This window comes from Streptomyces luteogriseus, from assembly GCF_014205055.1.
GTDB classification, from domain to species: Bacteria; Actinomycetota; Actinomycetes; order Streptomycetales; family Streptomycetaceae; genus Streptomyces; species Streptomyces luteogriseus.
Window position 1 is genome coordinate 2,167,720 of sequence record NZ_JACHMS010000001.1, and the last position, 17,770, is coordinate 2,185,489.

Annotated in this window: 14 protein-coding genes and 2 pseudogenes; 5 read left to right on the forward strand and 11 right to left on the reverse strand. The window is 69.9% G+C overall.

Annotation, left to right across the window (positions count from 1 at the left end; translation table 11 throughout):
* Positions 1 to 146 precede the first annotated feature (146 nt).
* Together BJ965_RS39885 and BJ965_RS09465 are read left to right on the forward strand one after the other, a co-directional pair.
* Positions 147 to 1,102, forward strand: a pseudogene (locus tag BJ965_RS39885) (RHS repeat-associated core domain-containing protein); the annotation flags it as partial.
* A 250-nt stretch (positions 1,103 to 1,352) separates the two neighbouring features.
* Positions 1,353 to 1,682 (forward strand): hypothetical protein, encoded by a 330-nt coding sequence (locus BJ965_RS09465; RefSeq protein WP_184908264.1) that lies wholly within the window; start codon positions 1,353 to 1,355, stop codon positions 1,680 to 1,682.
* Between the two features lie 95 nt (positions 1,683 to 1,777).
* Here BJ965_RS09465 and BJ965_RS40415 read toward each other — a convergent pair.
* Positions 1,778 to 1,941 (reverse strand): annotated as a pseudogene (locus tag BJ965_RS40415) (YjbQ family protein); the annotation flags it as partial.
* 1,080 nt (positions 1,942 to 3,021) lie between these two features.
* Between BJ965_RS40415 and BJ965_RS09470 the strand changes: the two are divergent.
* On the forward strand, positions 3,022 to 3,486 hold the full coding sequence (locus BJ965_RS09470; protein ID WP_184908265.1) for a barstar family protein: 465 nt from the start codon (positions 3,022 to 3,024) through the stop codon (positions 3,484 to 3,486).
* Positions 3,487 to 4,000: 514 nt separating this feature from the next.
* Here the strand turns inward: BJ965_RS09470 and BJ965_RS09475 are convergent.
* From BJ965_RS09475 to BJ965_RS09485, 3 genes are all read right to left on the reverse strand, one after another.
* Positions 4,001 to 5,329: a class I SAM-dependent RNA methyltransferase gene (locus BJ965_RS09475; RefSeq protein ID WP_184908266.1), complete on the reverse strand. Its 1,329-nt coding sequence runs from the start codon at positions 5,327 to 5,329 to the stop codon at positions 4,001 to 4,003.
* Between the two features lie 122 nt (positions 5,330 to 5,451).
* Positions 5,452 to 7,503, reverse strand: coding sequence for an APC family permease (locus BJ965_RS09480; protein ID WP_184908267.1), 2,052 nt, complete (start codon positions 7,501 to 7,503; stop codon positions 5,452 to 5,454).
* Between the two features lie 265 nt (positions 7,504 to 7,768).
* Complete coding sequence (locus BJ965_RS09485; protein WP_184908268.1) at positions 7,769 to 8,737, reverse strand: PfkB family carbohydrate kinase; 969 nt, start codon at positions 8,735 to 8,737, stop codon at positions 7,769 to 7,771.
* Between the two features lie 248 nt (positions 8,738 to 8,985).
* Between BJ965_RS09485 and BJ965_RS09490 the strand changes: the two genes are divergently transcribed.
* Together BJ965_RS09490 and BJ965_RS09495 are read left to right on the forward strand one after the other, a co-directional pair.
* Positions 8,986 to 9,657 carry a potassium channel family protein gene (locus BJ965_RS09490; RefSeq protein ID WP_184908269.1) on the forward strand — a complete coding sequence of 224 codons (672 nt, stop codon included), beginning with the start codon at positions 8,986 to 8,988 and terminating at the stop codon, positions 9,655 to 9,657.
* On the forward strand, positions 9,657 to 10,331 hold the full coding sequence (locus BJ965_RS09495; RefSeq protein ID WP_030845583.1) for a potassium channel family protein: 675 nt from the start codon (positions 9,657 to 9,659) through the stop codon (positions 10,329 to 10,331). The genes BJ965_RS09490 and BJ965_RS09495 overlap by 1 nt, the downstream gene beginning before the upstream one ends.
* Positions 10,332 to 10,457: 126 nt before the next feature.
* Here BJ965_RS09495 and BJ965_RS09500 read toward each other — a convergent pair whose 3' ends face one another.
* The 7 genes from BJ965_RS09500 to dut form a co-directional block, all read right to left on the reverse strand.
* Complete coding sequence (locus BJ965_RS09500) at positions 10,458 to 11,192, reverse strand: DUF3159 domain-containing protein (protein ID WP_142158689.1); 735 nt, start codon at positions 11,190 to 11,192, stop codon at positions 10,458 to 10,460.
* A gap of 3 nt (positions 11,193 to 11,195) precedes the next feature.
* On the reverse strand, positions 11,196 to 11,594 hold the full coding sequence (locus BJ965_RS09505; protein WP_184908270.1) for an OB-fold nucleic acid binding domain-containing protein: 399 nt from the start codon (positions 11,592 to 11,594) through the stop codon (positions 11,196 to 11,198).
* A gap of 41 nt (positions 11,595 to 11,635) precedes the next feature.
* Positions 11,636 to 12,319, reverse strand: coding sequence for a response regulator (locus BJ965_RS09510; RefSeq protein ID WP_030845575.1), 684 nt, complete (start codon positions 12,317 to 12,319; stop codon positions 11,636 to 11,638).
* Positions 12,316 to 14,859: a sensor histidine kinase gene (locus BJ965_RS09515; protein ID WP_184908271.1), complete on the reverse strand. Its 2,544-nt coding sequence runs from the start codon at positions 14,857 to 14,859 to the stop codon at positions 12,316 to 12,318. Before BJ965_RS09515 ends, BJ965_RS09510 begins: the two co-directional genes overlap by 4 nt.
* Positions 14,860 to 15,033: 174 nt before the next feature.
* Complete coding sequence (locus BJ965_RS09520) at positions 15,034 to 16,209, reverse strand: alginate lyase family protein (protein ID WP_184908272.1); 1,176 nt, start codon at positions 16,207 to 16,209, stop codon at positions 15,034 to 15,036.
* 160 nt (positions 16,210 to 16,369) lie between these two features.
* Positions 16,370 to 17,122 (reverse strand): DUF3710 domain-containing protein, encoded by a 753-nt coding sequence (locus tag BJ965_RS09525; protein WP_184908273.1) that lies wholly within the window; start codon positions 17,120 to 17,122, stop codon positions 16,370 to 16,372.
* 1 nt (position 17,123) lies between these two features.
* Positions 17,124 to 17,693, reverse strand: coding sequence for a dUTP diphosphatase (dut, locus tag BJ965_RS09530; RefSeq protein WP_184916995.1), 570 nt, complete (start codon positions 17,691 to 17,693; stop codon positions 17,124 to 17,126).
* Positions 17,694 to 17,770 lie beyond the last annotated feature (77 nt).

Here is a 17,770-nt window from a genome sequence, read left to right on the forward strand (position 1 = left end):
CCAACGACTACCGCCTCGACGCGGTAGGGCAGTTGACCACACGAATCGACCCGCTCGGTGACGTCATCTCCTTCACACACGACGAGCTGGGCCGTGTCACCTGCAAGGATGCCGCCGGACGGACAACCAGCTACGCGTACGACCCGGCCGGGCGCCTCCTGCGGGCATCCGGCCCGGACGGCGACCTGATCCGGCAGTACGACCGACGCGGCCTGATCAAGACGGAACTCATCGACGGCCACGCCACCACCATTCGCTACAACGCCGTGGGCCGTCGCGTGGGACGTGCCACCCCCACCGGCCATGTCACCACCTACACCCATGACACAGCAGGCCGCCCCGGCCTCCTGACCACTGGTGGTCAGGAGGTCACCTTCACCCATGACGCGGCAGGCCGTGAACTGTCCCGCGTCTTCGGCTCTCTCACCGTCACCTCGGCCTGGGACGAAGCCGGGCGTCTGTCCGCCGAGCACCTGATCACCGACGGACGCGTGCTCAACAGCCGCACCTACACCTACCGCGCCGACGGCCACCTCTCCGTCGTCTACGACCGGTTGTCGGGCACCCGCACCTTCGGCCTCGACCCGGTCGGCCGCGTCACCGCCGTGACCGCCGACGACTGGAGCGAACGGAGGACGGCACCACCCTGTGCGAGCAGATCACGGCGTCGCAGGACATCGCCCATCACGTGGCGCTCACATGGGACCACCGCGGCCTGACCCCAATGGCCCAAACCGAACGGATCCTCACCGCGGATGCCCGCCAGGAGGAGATCGACCGGCGCTTCTTCGCCATCGCCACCGACCTTGTCGGTGCCCCCACCGAACTTGTCGACGAGTCCGGCGACATCGCCTGGCGCACCCGCAGCACGCTCTGGGGCACCACGGCCTGGGCCCGTGACAGCAGCACCTACACTCCTCTGCGCTTCCCCGGTCAGTACTACGACCCCGAAACCGGCCTCCACTACAACTACTTCCGCCACTACGACCCCGAGACCGGCCGCTACACCTCCCCCGACCCCCTCGGCCTCGCTCCCGGCCCGAACCCCGTCGCGTACGTGGACAACCCGCACAGCGGGTGCGGCCCGCTGGGCCTCATGCCCAAGTACACGAAGGAGGAACGGGCCCAGAAGCGGATCAACAAGGTCGTGGACGACATCGTCGAGAGAGCGCAGGACGGTGGGTTCAACTGTCCACCTACTGGCGCAATCCGTAGGGCCGGGTCCCCCGAACCCGGCACCGCACCGGCTGCCCGGGCGGCGCCGGGATCGACTGCTAGGGTCTGGGCGCCCATTCCGTCCACAACCACGGCGCTCCGGGGCGCCGGAAGCAATCCGTCTGGAGAAGCACGCCATGCCCGATCCGACCCCTGCGGCCAGGAGTCTCAGCCAGGCGATCGACGGCGGTGACAGCCGGCAGGTCAACGAAACGACCCGCGAGTTCATCGAGAAGCTCACCTTCGCGACGGCGGACGAAATCCTCGCCATGCTCGAGGACGTCCTCACCGAGGACTGGATGGCCCTGCCGCCCTGGGCCCGGAACCTCGCCTACCGTCTGGCCTGCCTGCAACGTCCCGACGACCCGCAATTGCTCCGGGAAGCAGCCTCAGACCTGCTGTCCTTCGGACCCGACTGGGACGAGTTCGCCGAGGACCTCAAAAGGCGCGCGGCGGAACTGGAATAGAGCCTGGATTCCGTAGATGCCTTGCCAGATGCACTGTCCGAGCCCATCCGTTGCGCCACGAATGCGGCCCCGCAGTTGTGGCGTGACCTGGACTGCCCGAGGAACGACAACCGGACCCGGCGGCAGGGGTTGTCGACACTGTGGTCCACCAGACACACCGACCGCCAGTACCGAGTTCCAGGCGGCCGCCGCCGACCGAGGGAAGAAGATCGACCGCGGTTCTTCGCCATAGCCCCCGCCCTGATCGATAGGCCCACCGAACTGATCGGCGAGTCCGACGACATCGCGTGACGCTCCCGGATCACGGCACGGCTTATCCGACCGGGGCCCTGGAGATTTCGCAGAAGCCGGACGCGGAGTCCCAGCCGAAGGGCACGTCCGTCTCATTTTCCGGCACCGCGAGGACATCGTCGTGACCAAGGGGTCGGCTCCCAAGTCGGCCAGGCCATCACGGCGTACGGGCCGTCGGGGATCAGGGGCGGCGGCTCCGGTGTGACGGCAATCGGCGGCAAGCCCACGGACCCCCGGGGGGGCCGATCATCACCTGTTCTACGAAGGCGGCTGAATGCCGTGGGGTCCGACGAGAGGTCAGGGATCATGAACGACCGGCAGGCGCCGGAGTGGCTGGGCACCCTTGGGCGCTGCGGACTTGAGGTGACGGGGAAGGCGGCACCTGACGGCCCACCCGTGAACGCCGCCATCTATGCGGTCAGCGGATTCGAGGTGGAGCCGGTCGCCGCAATCCTCGCCTCCACCCCCCCACGCCGCCGACGGACTGGACGAGGCGTGGCATCGCCATGCTGCACAAGCTTCGCTCTACGGGGAGAACGGGGAGTTCCTCATCCTCCCGCCCGTACCTGGCGGGAGCCAGGTCGGCTGGGTGCGTGTAAAAGACCCGGTCGGCAAGAACCTCCCGTCCCGAATCTGCGCGGCGACGGGTTCACCCGAGTTCATGACCGTTTCAGTTGACGGCCGCCACCTGTGTGCCGCCTCGGTCGAAGAATCTGAATACTGGGTCGTAGTGCACGAATTCTGAGGTCCGATGAGCTTCACGAGCCCCATTTCCCGGTCGGTTTGAGTGATGCGTAGGGTCAGCGTGCTGGTCAGGTCATGGGACCGTCCATCCCCTAAGCCCATTCGAGAACAGCGGGAAGAACGGCGCCTACAGACCTCCCGAATTCGACAGTCAGGGGAATAATATCCGCTATACAGAATGGGGCACGGTACGGCCGATCGACAACCCGAAATGGGACGGTGAGAGGGTCGTGACCGGGCCGGACGGATCGGCGTACTACACTCCGACCCACTATCAGACGTACATCGTGATGGTGACCGGCCGATGAGCAACGCCACCTGGTGGGAACGTAACGAGGAAGAAGTCTGTGTCGTCCCGACCGACTCCTCGCTCTCCGTTGCACGCGCCCTGCCTCCCACCGGATTGATCTACTCGGCCCGGATGCGAGGACAGGAAATGCACGACTCCGACGGGGTGTTCACTCAGTTCTACGAGGCACTGCGCCTCCCGGACTACTTCGGCTGGAACTGGAACGCATTGCGGGACTGCCTGACCGATCTACACTGGATCAACGCCAAGCATTTCCTCCTTACCATCGATGACGCCGACGTCGCGCTTTCCGAAAGCACCGAAGAACGTGAAATCCTCTTCCGTGCCCTGAACGACGCCTTTAAGTTCTGGGCGGGAAAGCCCGAGCTTCCAGGCCAGGAGAAGATCACTTTTCAGGCCGTACTGCTGTGCCCGCCCGACGTCCATGAGGAGGTACTCCGCGAAATCAGGGCCTACTGAGGCCCGGTGAATTCGGCGTGACCGAATCGGTCCTCTACGCCCGCACGGAGCACTTGGTGTCGAGAGCACCTGGCAGATCCTGCCGGAAGGCGGGACCATGACCTCACACTCGCGCCCAATCCGGTCATGATGCCGCCATTCCCAAGCCATTCGAGAACAGCGGGAAGAACGGCGCCTACAAACTTCCCGAATTCGACAGCCAGGGAGTCATCGCCATACAGGGTTGATACCTGACCGGTCTCAAAGCGGCGCGGTCGAGCCGTGTTCACGACCCTCACAGGAGCGTGGGGCCGAGATGGTCGCTCGCGCCGCCTGCGGATGTGCAGCAGAGACTTCCGCTTCGGGCGTCATCCGAGCGTCAAGAATCTCCGAACAACCCTCTGAAGACGTCGCCGGTGCAGGCACCTCGCCCACGAATCCGCAGGTCAGCGAGCTGCAAAGATCGATCCGTCGCTCGAACCGCTACACGGAGGGAAACAGGTCGAGTAACCCACGCGGACAACAAAAGCGCAGGTCAGGGCCTCTTGCCCGCAGGTTCGAGAATCGCCACGCACTCCACGTGCGACGTCATCGGAAACAGATCGAACGCCCGAAGCGTCCGCACCCGGTACCCCCCATCCCGGAAGTACCCCAAGTCCCGGGCCAGCGCAGCCGGATCGCACGCCACGTACGCGATCCGCCGGGCCCCGAGCGAGGCCAGATGTTCCACCGTCTTGCGGCCCGCGCCCGCCCGCGGCGGGTCGAGGACGATCAGGTCGACCTCCTCGATGCCCGTGCGCGGCAACACGCTCTCGACCTTGCCCTGTTCGATGCGGACGCGGTCGAACTCGGCGAGGTTGTGCCGCGCGTCCTCCACCGCCCGCTTGCCGGACTCGATGCCGAGGACCGCTCCCTGGTCGCCGACGCGGTCGGCGAGGGCTCCGGCGAAGAGGCCGACGCCGCAGTACAGGTCGAGGGCCATGTCGCCCTTGCGCGGCAGCAGGCCCTGCATGACCGCGGTCACCAGGGTGTCCGCGGCCTTCGGGTGGACCTGCCAGAAGCCGCCGTTGCCGACGCGGTGCGTACGGCCGTCGGCCCGTTCACGGACGAAGGGGCGGCCGTGGACGCGGTGGACACCGCCGGAGCGCTCGTCCACACGCAGGACGGAGACCGGGCGGTCGAGTTCGACCAGCGGGAGGCGTGCGCCCGGCTTGGGCGTGAGGATCACCTGGCGGTCCTGGGATCCCGTGGCCGCGATCGCCTCGACGGAGTCCATACCCGTCCAGGCCCGCTTCTCGATGCCCAGCTCGCTGACGCCCTCCGCGGCGATCATGCAGTGGTCGATCGGCTCCACCTCGTGCGAACGGTGCCGGCGCAGACCCGCCCGGCCGTCGGCGGTGACGGCGTACTGGACGCGGGTGCGCCACGCGGGGACCTGGCCCGCGGGCACCTTGTCGCCCTCGGCGGGCAGCACCGTGCCGTCCCAGCCGGCCTCCTCCGGGGTGAGCCCGGCGAGATGCTGGAGCTGTTCGGCGATGACGTCGGCCTTCAGGCGCCGCTGCGCGCCGGGCTTGGCGTGCTGCCAGTCACACCCGCCGCAGCGGCCGGGGCCGGCGAACGGGCAGGGCTCGTCGATCCGGTCCTTGGAGGCGTCGAGCACGGTCACGGCGTCGGCGCGCAGGAACCGCGCGCCCTCCTCGCCCTCCGTCACCCGCGCCACGACCCGCTCGCCGGGCAGCGCGTGCCGGACGAACAGCACCTGCCCCTCGGACGTACGGGCGATGCAGTGACCGCCGTGGGCGACGGGGCCTACCTCGACCTCGTACTCCTCCCCCACCAGCGACTTCCTCGGTTCTGCCTGCATGGCGGGGTGACTCCAAAACACGTGAGGGGAAAGGCCGAACGGAAAAACGGCCGGACAACAGCCCACCAGTCTACGTGGCTGCCGTCCGGCCGTTTCACACGAGCCGTCGTCTCAGAGGATCGTCAGCTCTTGGGCTCGGAGGACTCCTTCGACCGCACCTGCGCGGGCCCCCGCCGCACCGACCCCGGCGCGTTCCAGTCCTGCTGCCTGCGGGCCCGCCGCTTGGCCGCTTCGGAGGACTGCAGCTGGTACGGCACCGAGGTCACCATGATCCCGGGCGTGAACAGCAGCCGGCCCTTCAGCCGCAGGGCGCTCTGATTGTGCAGCAGGTGCTCGTACCAGTGGCCGACGACGTACTCGGGGATGATCACGGACACCGCGTCGCGCGGTGATTCCTTGCGCAGGCTCTTGACGTACTCGATGATCGGCCGGGTGATCTCGCGGTAGGGCGAGTCCAGGATCTTCAGCGGTACGTCGATGCCGCGCCGCTCCCACTCCTCGCGCAGGGCCTTGATCTCCGCCGGGTCGACGTTGACGCTCAGCGCCTCCAGCGAGTCCGAGCGCATCAGTTTGGCGTAGGCCAGGGCGCGCAGCGCCGGGCGGTGGATCTTGGAGATCAGCACGACCGAGTGCACCCGCGAGGGCCGTACCAGGTCGTCGCTCGGGCCCTCGGGGGCGGCGATCTCCGCGGCGACCCGGTCGTAGTGCTTCCGGATGGCCGTCATCGTCGCGTAGAAGATCACCATGCCGAGGAGCGCGACCCAGGCGCCGTGGGTGAACTTGGTGAGGAGGACGACGACCAGCACCAGACCGGTGAAGAAGGCGCCGAAGGCGTTGATGGCACGGGAGCGGATCATGTGGCGGCGCTTGGCCTGGTCCTTCTCCGCGGCCAGGTGGCGGTTCCAGTGCCGGACCATGCCGGTCTGGCTGAGCGTGAAGGACACGAACACGCCGACGATGTACAGCTGGATCAGGCGCGTCGAGTCGGCCCCGTAGATTCCCACCAGCAGTCCGGCGGCGCCGGCGAGGAGCACGATGCCGTTGGAGAAGGCCAGGCGGTCGCCGCGGGTGTGCAGCTGGCGCGGCAGGTAACGGTCCTGGGCGAGGATCGAGCCGAGCAGCGGGAAGCCGTTGTAGGCGGTGTTGGCGGCGAGGAACAGCACCAGCGCGGTGGCCGCGGCCAGGATGATGAACAGGAAGCTGCCCTTGCCGAACACGGCCTCGGCCACCTGGGAGATCACCGGGTTCTGGACGTAGTCCGGGCCGAGCGGGACACCGTTGTGGATGAGGTCCTCGGCGGGGTTCTCGGCCATGCGGACGTCGGTCGCTGCAGCCAGCGCGATGATGCCGCAGAACATGGTGACGGCCAGCAGGCCCATCGCCGCCAGGGTGGTCGCGGCGTTCTTCGACTTGGGCTTGCGGAAGGCCGGGACGCCGTTGGAGATCGCCTCGACACCGGTGAGGGCGGCGCAGCCGGAGGAGAAGGCGCGCAGCAGCAGGAAGACCAGGGCGAAGCCGGCCAGGCCTCCGTGCTCGGGCTTGATGGCGTAGTCCGCTGTCGGGGCCCGCATGGTGTCGTCCAGGACCAGGCCGCGGAAGGCGCCCCAGGCGATCATGGTGAAGACACCCGCGACGAAGATGTACGTCGGGATCGCGAACAGCGAGCCCGACTCCTTCACCCCGCGCAGGTTCATCAGGGTCAGCAGCACGATCACGCCGATCGCGCAGAGCACCTTGTGCTCGACGACGAACGGGATCGCGGAGCCGAGGTTCTCGATGCCGGAGGAGATCGACACCGCGACGGTGAGGACGTAGTCGACGAGCAGCGCGCTGGCGACCGTCAGGCCGGCCTTGGGGCCGAGGTTGGTGTTCGCCACCTCGTAGTCGCCGCCGCCGCTGGGGTAGGCGTGCACGTTCTGCCGGTACGAGGCCACCACGGTGAACATCAGCACGACGACCGCGACGGCGATCCACGGACTGAAGTGGTACGCCGTCACACCCGCGATCGACAGGACCAGCAGCACCTCGCCGGGCGCGTACGCCACGGAGGACAGCGGGTCGGAGGCGAAGACGGGGAGTGCGATGCGCTTCGGCAGGAGCGTTTCGCCCAGCCGGTCGCTGCGCAGTGCGCGCCCGATCAGGATCCGTTTGGGCACGTCGGTCAGTTTGGACACAACAGAGGATCGTAGGCCTTCGATTGCGGGGGCGCCCACCCGCCACCCCTCATCGGCGTTCCGTCTGCTCTCCGAGTGAATTCAGAGGCGCATGCGGCTGCGGATTGCGCAGGTCACCCGCTTCGCATGCCTATATGACTGAGCCCCGTCCGTCTTCCGGCCGTTGTCGCCCCTGGAGGTCCCATGCACACGCCCGCCCAGCTGATCGGCGCCGCGGCCACCCTTGTCGCCCTCGGAATCCTGACGGTGGCGAGCGTGCGCAGCATCAGCCGCCGCAAGGACGTGTCGCAGGGGGTGCGCTAGGAGTCGCCGGGAGCACGGGGAGGGGCCGCTCCAGTTCCGCCACCCCCGCGCGGAGCTCCTCGGGTCCGATGGCGGCGGCCCGGGTCGACGGGATCGTGCAGGCGTAGGCGCCGGCCACGGTGCCGTGCAGGGCGCTGCGGCGGGGCGGGGTGCCGTCCAGCCAGGCGTGGAGGAACGCGGCGGCGAAGGCGTCGCCCGCGCCGTTGGAGTCGACGACCGGCGCCGGGGGCGCGGCGGCGGGTACGTGGGTGAGCTCCCCGTCGGCCAGCAGGTACGCCCCGTCCGCCCCTGCGGTGGCGACGACGACGCGGGCCCGGCCCCGCTCGGTGATCCGCCGCATGGTCCGCTCCGGGTCGGTCAGGGCCGCGCTGGACAGGAAGACCAGGTCGGCCTGGTGGGCGAAGGGCTCGTGGTAGGGGTTGGAGCCGTCCCAGTCGTGCAGGTCGGTGGAGATCGTGAGGCCCGCCTCGCGCAGGGCGGGCAGCGCGTGGGCGCACGGCTGGGTGATGACGACGTGGGCGTGCCGGCTGACGGTCGCGAGTGCGCGGACCGTGTCCTCGGGCAGCCGGTCGGTGTCGGCGGCCCGGGTGGCGTCGTAGAGGGACGACCGCCTGCCGTCGGGGCCGACGAGGTTGACCGCGCGTTTGGTGCCGAGGGGCTGCGGGACGGCGGTGAGCCCGATGCCGTGCTCCCGGTGCAGCGCGCGGACGAGGTCGCCCTCGGGGTCGTCGCCGAGGAGGTCGAGGTGGTGTGTGCGCAGGCCCAGCGCGGTCGTCCCGAGAGCCACGAAGTCGCCGCTCTGGCCCGCGCGGGTCACGATCCCGGGCCGGACCATGTGGCTGTCGGCGAACGGCACGGGCAGCTCGGGCACGTGCACGATCGTGTCCACACCCGCGCCGCCCAGCACGAGGACGTCGATCTCGGTACTCATGGCGGTTCCTCCCCTTGCCGAGGGCCCGGCAGGGCCCTCGGCAACCCCCTCGACTTTGCGGATACGTTGGTGTCGGGCAGCCGCACGCGGCACCGCCCCCGGAGGGCATCATGACGTGATTCCACCGGCATGATGTTGCCCGGCGGCCCGCACGCAGGCCGCGACGTGATGCCTGGCGAGCCGAAAGAGAGATATGAGCACGACATTCATGAGGGCCAGAGGGCCTGCAGGAAGCGCGGTGTGACGCGATGCATATTGTCATCATGGGGTGCGGAAGGGTGGGTTCCGCACTGGCCCAGAACCTGGAGCAACAGGGGCACACGGTCGCCGTGATCGACCAGGACCCCACCGCCTTCCGCCGGCTGGGCTCCTCGTTCGGCGGCCGCCGGGTCACCGGTGTCGGCTTCGACCAGGACACCCTGCGCGAGGCGGGCATCGAGGAGGCCGGCGCGTTCGCCGCCGTCTCCAGCGGTGACAACTCCAACATCATCGCCGCGCGCGTGGCCCGTGAGATGTTCGGCATCGAGAACGTCGCCGCCCGCATCTACGACCCGCGCCGCGCGGAGGTCTACCAGCGCCTGGGCATCCCCACCGTCGCGACGGTCCGCTGGACGGCCGACCAGATGCTGCGCCGTCTGCTCCCCTCCGGCGCCGAGCCGCTGTGGCGCGACCCCACCGGCGGCGTCCAGCTCGCCGAGGTGCACACCTCCACCGCCTGGGTCGGCCACAAGATCAGCCGGATGCAGGAGGAGACGGGCGTGCGCGTCGCGTTCCTGACCCGGCTCGGCGAGGCGGTCCTGCCCACCTCGCAGACCGTGCTGCAGGAGGGCGACCTGGTGCACGTGATGATGCACACCGACGAGGTCGACAAGATCGAGGCGGCGTTCGCCAAGGGTCCCGAAGAGGAGGGCGGTCACTGATGAGGGTCGCCATTGCCGGAGCCGGCGCCGTCGGCCGCTCGATCGCGGGCGAACTGCTGGAGAACGGCCACGAGGTCCTGCTGATCGACAAGGCGCCGACCGCCATCTCGGTCGAACGCGTCCCGCAGGCCGAATGGCTGCTCGCCGACGCCTGCGAGATCACCTCCCTGGACGAGGCGGCGCTCCAGCGCTGCAACGTCGTGATCGCCGCGACCGGCGACGACAAGGTGAACCTGGTCGTGTCCTTGCTGGCGAAGACGGAGTACGGCGTCCCGCGTGTCGTCGCCCGGGTGAACAATCCCAAGAACGAGTGGTTGTTCAACGAGTCCTGGGGCGTGGACGTGGCCGTCTCCACACCGCGTCTGATGTCGGCCCTGGTCGAAGAAGCGGTGAGCGTGGGCGACCTGGTCCGCCTGCTCCGCTTCAGCCACGGCGACGCCAACCTGGTCGAGCTGACCCTGCCGGAGGAGTCGGCCCTGGCCGGCACACAGGTCGGCGACGTCGAGTGGCCGCAGGACACGTCCCTGGTGACGATCATCCGCGGCAACCGCGTCCTGACTCCCTCCCGGGAGGACTCGCTCGAGGCCGGCGACGAACTCCTCTTCGTGGCCGCCCAGGCCCGTGAGGAACAGCTGGAGGACCTGCTGTCGGTGCGGCGCAACGCGGCGGGCTGAGCACCTCGCTGCGGGGCAGGGCGGGTGACATGCGGAAGGGGCGTCCCGAGTGCTCGGGACGCCCCTTCCGTCAGTGGTGGCGGCTCTCCGTCAACGGCGGAGGCTCGCTGCTCGGCGGTGGGAGGCTCACTGCTCGGCGGACCGGGCGGCGGCGGCCTGCCGGTCCCGCTCCTCGGCCGCCTTCTCCTCCGCCTCCATCTCCGCGAACACGTCGATCGGCGCGGGCGCCTTCGCCAGGAACACCCACGTCAGGTACACCGCGAGCAGGAACGGCGGGATCTTCAGGGCGACCAGGACCCAGCCCAGCTGCGTGGTGTCGGCCCACCAGTACAGCGGGAAGAGGATCGCGCACTTGGCGAGCAGGATCGCGCCCCACGCGTAGCTGGCCTTCGCGTACGCCTTCTTGCGGCCCGGGTTCCGGGTGCGCCAGGAGAGGTTCTCCTTGAAGACCGGGCCGAGGATCAGCCCGATCAGCGGCACGCCGCACAGGGTGGTGATGATGTAGGCGAGGCCCAGCCCCAGCGTGTAGAGCATGCCGGGCAGGTAGAAGTCCTTGGCATTGCCGGTCATCATCGCGAAGACGACACCGAAGGCCACGCCGAAGACACCGCTGAACGCGTGCTTGACGGTGTCCTTCATCACCAGCCGGACCACGACCAGCACCAGCGACACGGCCAGCGCCGCGATCGCCGACAGGTGCAGGTCCTTGTTGATCGTGTAGATCGTGACGAAGAGGAGACCGGGAACCACCGTCTCCACCATGCCCCGCACGCCGCCGAACGCCTCGAACAGGGCGGCCTCGGTCACCGCCCGGGCGTCGTCCGCAGATGTCTCTTCGGTCGGCTTGTCGAGCGACGTCACCGGCTACTCCCGTCCGAGGGGTCTCAGTTCGTACTTGGGATTGAACAGCACCCGGCGGCCCCGGCTCATCGAGACCCGGCCCGATGCGATCAGCTTGCGCCCGGGCTCTATCCCCACGATGGAGCGCCTGCCGAGCCACACCACGTCCAGCGCGGCGGAGCCGTCGAACAGCTCGGCCTCCAGGGCCGGGACTCCGGCGCGCGGCCGAAGGGTGACCGTGCGCAAGGTACCAGTAACCGTCACTATCTGCCGGTCCTGGCAGTCTCCGATCCGGATGCAGCCGGTGGTCTCGGTGTCCTCCCGCAGCTCCTCGGACTCCAGGTCCTCCTGCGACGAGGAGAGCCGGTCGAGCATGCGCCGGAACCGGCCCACCGGCTTTTCGGAACGAGGAACAGCACTCATATCTGAAGCGTACCGGGGCCTGCCGACGAAGGGCGAGGAGCCTATTTCTCGAACCGATAGCCCATGCCCGGCTCGGTGACGAAGTGCTTCGGGTGCGAGGGATCCGCCTCCAGCTTCCGCCGCAACTGCGCCATGTACACGCGCAGATAGTTCGTCTCCGTCCCGTACGACGGACCCCACACCTCCTGGAGCAGCTGCTTCTGCCCGACCAGGCGGCCGCTGTTGCGCACGAGGACCTCCAGCAGGTGCCACTCCGTGGGGGTCAGCCGTACGTCCTTGCCGGCGCGGTTGACCTTCTTCGCGGCCAGGTCGACGGTGAACTCGCCGGTGTCGACGATCACGTCGCCCTCGACGCCTCCCGCCGGTTCGGCCCGGCGGACGGCGGCCCGCAGCCGCGCCAGCAGCTCGTCCATGCCGAAGGGCTTGGTGACGTAGTCGTCGGCGCCCGCGTCCAGCGCCTCGACCTTCTCGTCTGAGGAGTGCCGGGCGGACAGCACCAGGATCGGCACCCGGGTCCAGCCGCGCAGGCCCCTGATCACCTCGACGCCGTCCAGGTCGGGCAGCCCGAGGTCGAGGACGACCACGTCGGGGTGGCGTGCGGCCGCGAGCTTCAGGGCGGTGGCGCCGTCATGGGCCGCGTCGACCTCGTACGCACGTGCCCTGAGGTTGATCACGAGGGCGCGCACGATCTGCGGCTCGTCGTCGACCACGAGGACGCGGGTCATGAGGCCTGCCTTTCCGGTTCTGCCGCGGGGTGGAGCTCCGGGCGCGTTCCCGCCGCGCGGAGCGTGAGCACCATGGTGAGCCCGCCGCCGGGGGTGTCCTCGGCGTTCAGGGTGCCGCCCATGGCCTCGGCGAAGCCGCGCGCCACCGCGAGCCCCAGGCCCACGCCCGCGCCGCGCGGGGCGTCGCCATGGCGCTGGAAGGGCTCGAAGATGCGCTCCTTGGCCTCGTCGGGGACGCCCGGCCCCCGGTCGACCACCCGCACCTCGACCCGGTCGGCCAGCGCGCTGGCGGCGACCAGCACGGGCGCGCCGGGCGGACTGTACTTCACGGCGTTCTCGACGAGGTTGGCCACCGCCCGCTCCAGCAGCCCGGGGTCGACGGCGACCATGGGCAGCGTCTCGGGCACGTCCAGGCCGGCGCTGCCCTCGGGGACGCCGCCGAGCGCCATCGGCACCACCTCGTCGAGGTCGATCTCGCGGATCAGCGGGGTGACGGTGCCGGTCTGGAGCCGGGACATGTCGAGGAGGTTCCCGACGAGGTGGTCGAGGCGGTCGGCGCCCTCCTCGATGCCCTCCAACAGCTCCGCGCGGTCCTCCTCGGACCACTCGACGTCCTCGGAGCGCAGGGAGGTCACGGCCGCCTTGATACCGGCGAGCGGCGTTCGCAGATCGTGGCTGACGGCGGCGAGCAGGGCCGTACGGATGCGGTTGGCCTCGGCGAGCGTGCGGGCCCGGTCGGCCTCCTCCCGGAGCCGGCGGCGGTCCAGGACGACGGCGGCCTGGGCGGCGAAGGCGGCCAGCACCCGGCGGTCCTCGGCTGGCAGCACGCGGCCGGTCAGGGCCAGGGCCATGTGGTCTCCGACGGGTATGTCCACGTCCGCCTGGTCGGGACGCTCGACGGGACGCCCCCGGCCGGCGCGTCCGGCGCAGGTCCACGGCTCGACGTCACCGGCCCGTTCCAGCAGGGCCGCGGACTCCATGCCGAAGGTCTCCCGGACCCGCTCCAGCAGGTCCTCCAGGCCGGTCTCGCCGCGCAGCACGTTGCCGGCGAGGAAGGCCAGGATCTCCGACTCGGCGCGCAGCCGGGCCGCCTGGTGGGTCCGGCGGGCGGCGACGTCGACCACGGAGGCCACCGCCACTCCGACCGCCACGAAGATCACGATGGCGACGATGTTCTTCGGGTCGGCGATGGTCCACCGGTGCAGCGGTGGTGTGTAGAAGTAGTTCAGCAGCAGGGAACCCACCGCGGCCGAGGCCAGGGCGGGCAGCAGCCCGCCGAGCAGGGCCGCCGCCACCGTCAGCGCCAGGAACAGCAGCATGTCGTTGGCGAGGCCGAGGTCGACGGTGTTGAGGAGCACGGCGAGCAGCGGCGGCCCCGCGACACCGGTGATCCAGCCCCACACCCGCCGGGAGCGCCCGAGACGCGCGCCCCGGGCCACCGGCAGTCCGCGTCCCTTGGCGACCTCGTCGTGGGTGACGATGTGCACGTCGAGGTCGGGCCCGGACTCCCGGGCGACCGTCGCTCCGACGCCGGGGCCGAAGACGTACTGCCACGTCTTGCGGCGCGAGGAGCCCAGCACGATCTGAGTGGCGTTCGCGCCGCGGGCGAAGGCGAGCAGTGCGGCGGGTATGTCGTCGCCCACGACGTGGTGGAACGTTCCGCCGAGATCCTCGACCAGGGTCCGCTGCTGCGCCAGTTCCTTGGGCGAGGCCGAGGTCAGCCCGTCGCTGCGGGATATGTAGACGGCCAGCACCTCGCCACCGGCGCCCTTCTCGGCCAGCCGGGCGCCCCGGCGGATCAGCGTGCGGCCCTCGGGCCCGCCGGTCAGGCCGACGACGATCCGCTCGCGCGAGCCCCAGATCGCCGACACCCGGTGCTCGCTGCGATACCGGGTGAGGTGGGCGTCGACCCGGTCGGCCACCCACAGCAGCGCCAGCTCGCGCAGGGCCGTCAGGTTGCCGGGGCGGAAGTAGTTCGACAGGGCGGCGTCGACCTTGTCGGGCTGGTAGATGTTGCCGTGCGCCATCCGCCGCCGCAGCGCCTCGGGCGTCATGTCGACCAGCTCGACCTGGTCGGCCCGGCGCACCACCTCGTCCGGCACGGTCTCCTGCTGCCGCACCCCGGTGATCGACTCGACGACGTCGCCGAGGGACTCCAGGTGCTGGATGTTGACGGTCGAGACCACGTCGATGCCGGCGGCGAGCAGTTCCTCCACGTCCTGCCAGCGCTTGGCATTGCGGGACCCGGGGACGTTCGTGTGGGCGAGTTCGTCCACCAGGGCGACCTCGGGGCGGCGGGCGAGGACGGCGTCGAGGTCCATCTCGGGAAAGACGCCGCCGCGGTACTCCAGCTCCCGGCGCGGCACCTGCTCCAGCCCGTGCAGCATCACCTCGGTGCGGGGCCGTCCGTGGTATTCGACGAAGCCCACGACGCAGTCCGTGCCCCGCCCGACGCGGCGGTGCGCCTCGGACAGCATCGCGTACGTCTTGCCGACGCCCGGTGCCGCGCCCAGGTGGATCCGAAGCTTGCCGCGTGCCATGGCCTCATTGTCTTCCGGTGGTCTGCCGACTGCGCAGCGTCGACCCTACGGCCGGAAGGCTCGGGGTTCGGGTTCCTGGCCGAGCTCCGGAGCACACTTTGACGGAACTCTGACGCGGCCCCGCGGGCGGACCGGGCGCCGGGGTCCCCGCCCGGCGCCCGGCCGGTCGGGGGGTCAGGCGGGGTTGTCGCCGTGTGTGAGGGTCTCCCAGGCGACGAAGAGGTTGTTGCTGCCGGCGGGACGGCCCCGCTGCGTCAGCGTGGCGGTGTTGGTCATGGCGTGCCCGAGACGGTTGGCCAGGGCGTTGTGGCCGACTTCGGTCACCGGTCCGAGCCCGAGCTTGAGCGAGCCGCCGCACAGCCAGCTCTCGGCACCGGCACCGAGCTGGTACTTGGCGTGGAAGCCGAGCCCGTGCCGCAGCCGCTCGCCCACGTCGGTGCCGTAGAGGTCCTGGCCCTGGATGCGGCTGGTCTCGGCGACGTGCGAGATGGCCGAGAGGCCGTAGCCGGTGTGGGTGAAGTCGCGGCAGGTCTCCTGGCTGAGTCCGTTGACGAAGGTCGACTGCCCCTGCCAGTACTTGACCACCTTCTCCCGGGTGTTCAGGTTCTGGCTCGGCACGGTCTTCGGCAACGCGCCGTCGGACTCCAGGTAGACGTAGGCGGCCGTGCGCGTGCGGAACGTCGCCATGGCCTTGTCGTACGACGCCTTGTCCTCCAGGAAGACGGAGATGCCGACGGCGGCCTCCATCATCGACAGCTCCCAGTTGCCGTTGGAGTTCGAGCCGTTGATGATCTCGGGCAGGTAGACGGTGCGGAGCATGGTCGCGAAGCGGCCGGAGTTCGCCCAGGTGCCGGTGTACGTGTACTTGATGATTTCGGCGGCTCTCGGCCAGGAGGACCCGGCCCAGCCGGTCTGCAGGGGCGCGTTGCTGTTGGTGTGGTCCCTGATCACGGCGGACCAGGCGTCCATCAGCTCGATGGCCTTGCGGGCGTGCCGTTCGTCGCGGGTGATGTACCAGGCGAGGGCGTGTGTGTACGCGGCGATCGCGTCCTCGCGCTCGTCGGTGCAGCCGAGGTTGGGGTTCGAGTACGAGCCGCATTCGACGACCGCCCGGGGCCTGGGCGTGCGGTTCAGGTCGGCGTACTTGCTCGCCGTCATCTGCTCGAAGGCGCCCTTCCAGGGCTGGGCGCCGGCATTGACCTTGGACCGGGTGAAGTCCAACTGGCCTTTGGAGACGGTGACTCCGGGGTGGGCGAAGGCGGCGGGGGCGCTGGGAGCGGCGTCGGCGGTTCGGACGAGGACACCGGCGACGAGGGCGGCCGAGGCCGCGAGGAGAGCGGTTCTGCGCATGCGTGGGGGGCCTTCCGTTCTCGTATGTGAACGCGAAGCGCCTTTATGAACAGACGCGTTGGACGGAGACGGTAGGTACAGACCAATACGCCGTCAAGGTTCCGCGCACGAGAAAGGGCCGCACCCTCGGTGGGGTACGGCCCTGGCTGTCTCTGCGGGGTCAGCGGACCTCGGTGATCTCCGGTCCGCGCTGGAGCTGGCCCATTCCGCCGGCGAAACGGGAGCCCTCTTCCTGCTGGACGCCCTCGGGGACCATCTGCGCGTCGTTCGGCAGCTTCAGGACGATCGGGTCGCGGGGCGCCATCGGGCCCTCGCCGCGGACCACGACCGTGTCCCGGAAGATCTGCTCGAGCAGCCCGGCGGCCTGCGGCTGCACCGCGCCCTGGCCCGAGATGACCCCGCGCAGGAACCAGCGGGGGCCGTCCACACCGACGAACCGCACGACCTGGAAGCCGCCGGTGCCGTCCGGCAGCTGTACGGGCACCTGGGCGCGCAGCTCCCAGCCCAGCGGTCCCTCGACCTCGTCGACGATGCCGCCCTGCTGGGTGATGCCGGTACCGATCTCCTCGCGCACCTCGCCCCAGATGCCCTCGCGCTTGGGGGCGGCGAAGCCCTGGAGCTGGATGGCGCTGTCGCGCAGCACGACCGTGGCCGCGACGATCGCGTCTCCCGCGACCTCGACCCTGAGCTCCATGCCGTCGACGCCCGGCACGAACAGGCCGCCCAGGTCGACCCGGCCTTCGCCCGGGTCACGGACCTCCGAGTCGTCCCAGGGCCCGTCGGGGCGCGGCGCGGGCTCCAGCCTCAGGCGCTCGCGCTCTGCGTCCGCCTCAGTGTCGACACCGTCGACGACCTGCTCGGCCTCGCCGGCCGCGTCCTCGGCGGCATCCCTCTTCTTGCGACGTCCGAACACGTCACTGTCCTTCCCGGTCGGATACGACCGAAGCGTATCGATTCCCACCCGTCCGACCGCCCACGGCGGCCTGACCGCTTGTGCCGCTCGTCCCGTCCACCGCCGCGTGGCCTCCGGTGGAGCCGAAGCCCCCCTCGGCCCGCGTCGAGTCGGGAAGTTTTGCCACCTCTTGGAAGCGAACCTTCTCGACCTGCTGGACCACCAGTTGGGCAATCCGGTCGAAGCGCTCGAACCGCACGGCCTCGCGCGGGTCGAGATTCACCACGATCACCTTGATCTCCCCACGGTACCCGGCATCAACCGTCCCCGGGGCATTCACCAGGGCGACGCCGCAGCGGGCGGCCAGACCGGATCGCGGGTGCACGAAGGCCGCGTACCCCTCCGGCAGCGCCACAGACACCCCCGTGGGCAGCACGGCCCGTTCACCCGGCTCCAGTTGACACGCCTCGGTGGTGCGCAGATCCGCCCCGGCGTCACCGGGCTGCGCATACGACGGAAGCGGTACGTCCGGATCGACGCGCCGGATCAGCACGTCCAGCGGGGGCCGACTCGCGGGGCTCGTGGGGGTCATGGCGCTCGTGGGGCTCGTGGGGGTCATGGGGCTTTCCGGGCTCACGGGGCCGGTGTGAACGTCCGGGTGCTCGGGAC

What these genes read in the sequence shown, in the direction of transcription:
- BJ965_RS09465 (WP_184908264.1), top strand. Translation starts at nt 1,353, where the DNA reads ATGCCCGATCCGACCCCTGCGGCCAGGAGTCTCAGCCAGGCGATCGAC.
- BJ965_RS09470 (WP_184908265.1), top strand. Translation starts at nt 3,022, where the DNA reads ATGAGCAACGCCACCTGGTGGGAACGTAACGAGGAAGAAGTCTGTGTC.
- BJ965_RS09475 (WP_184908266.1), bottom strand. Translation starts at nt 5,329, where the DNA reads ATGCAGGCAGAACCGAGGAAGTCGCTGGTGGGGGAGGAGTACGAGGTC.
- BJ965_RS09485 (WP_184908268.1), bottom strand. Translation starts at nt 8,737, where the DNA reads ATGAGTACCGAGATCGACGTCCTCGTGCTGGGCGGCGCGGGTGTGGAC.
- BJ965_RS09490 (WP_184908269.1), top strand. Translation starts at nt 8,986, where the DNA reads ATGCATATTGTCATCATGGGGTGCGGAAGGGTGGGTTCCGCACTGGCC.
- BJ965_RS09495 (WP_030845583.1), top strand. Translation starts at nt 9,657, where the DNA reads ATGAGGGTCGCCATTGCCGGAGCCGGCGCCGTCGGCCGCTCGATCGCG.
- BJ965_RS09505 (WP_184908270.1), bottom strand. Translation starts at nt 11,594, where the DNA reads ATGAGTGCTGTTCCTCGTTCCGAAAAGCCGGTGGGCCGGTTCCGGCGC.
- BJ965_RS09510 (WP_030845575.1), bottom strand. Translation starts at nt 12,319, where the DNA reads ATGACCCGCGTCCTCGTGGTCGACGACGAGCCGCAGATCGTGCGCGCC.
- BJ965_RS09515 (WP_184908271.1), bottom strand. Translation starts at nt 14,859, where the DNA reads ATGGCACGCGGCAAGCTTCGGATCCACCTGGGCGCGGCACCGGGCGTC.
- BJ965_RS09520 (WP_184908272.1), bottom strand. Translation starts at nt 16,209, where the DNA reads ATGCGCAGAACCGCTCTCCTCGCGGCCTCGGCCGCCCTCGTCGCCGGT.
- dut (WP_184916995.1), bottom strand. Translation starts at nt 17,693, where the DNA reads ATGACCCCCACGAGCCCCGCGAGTCGGCCCCCGCTGGACGTGCTGATC.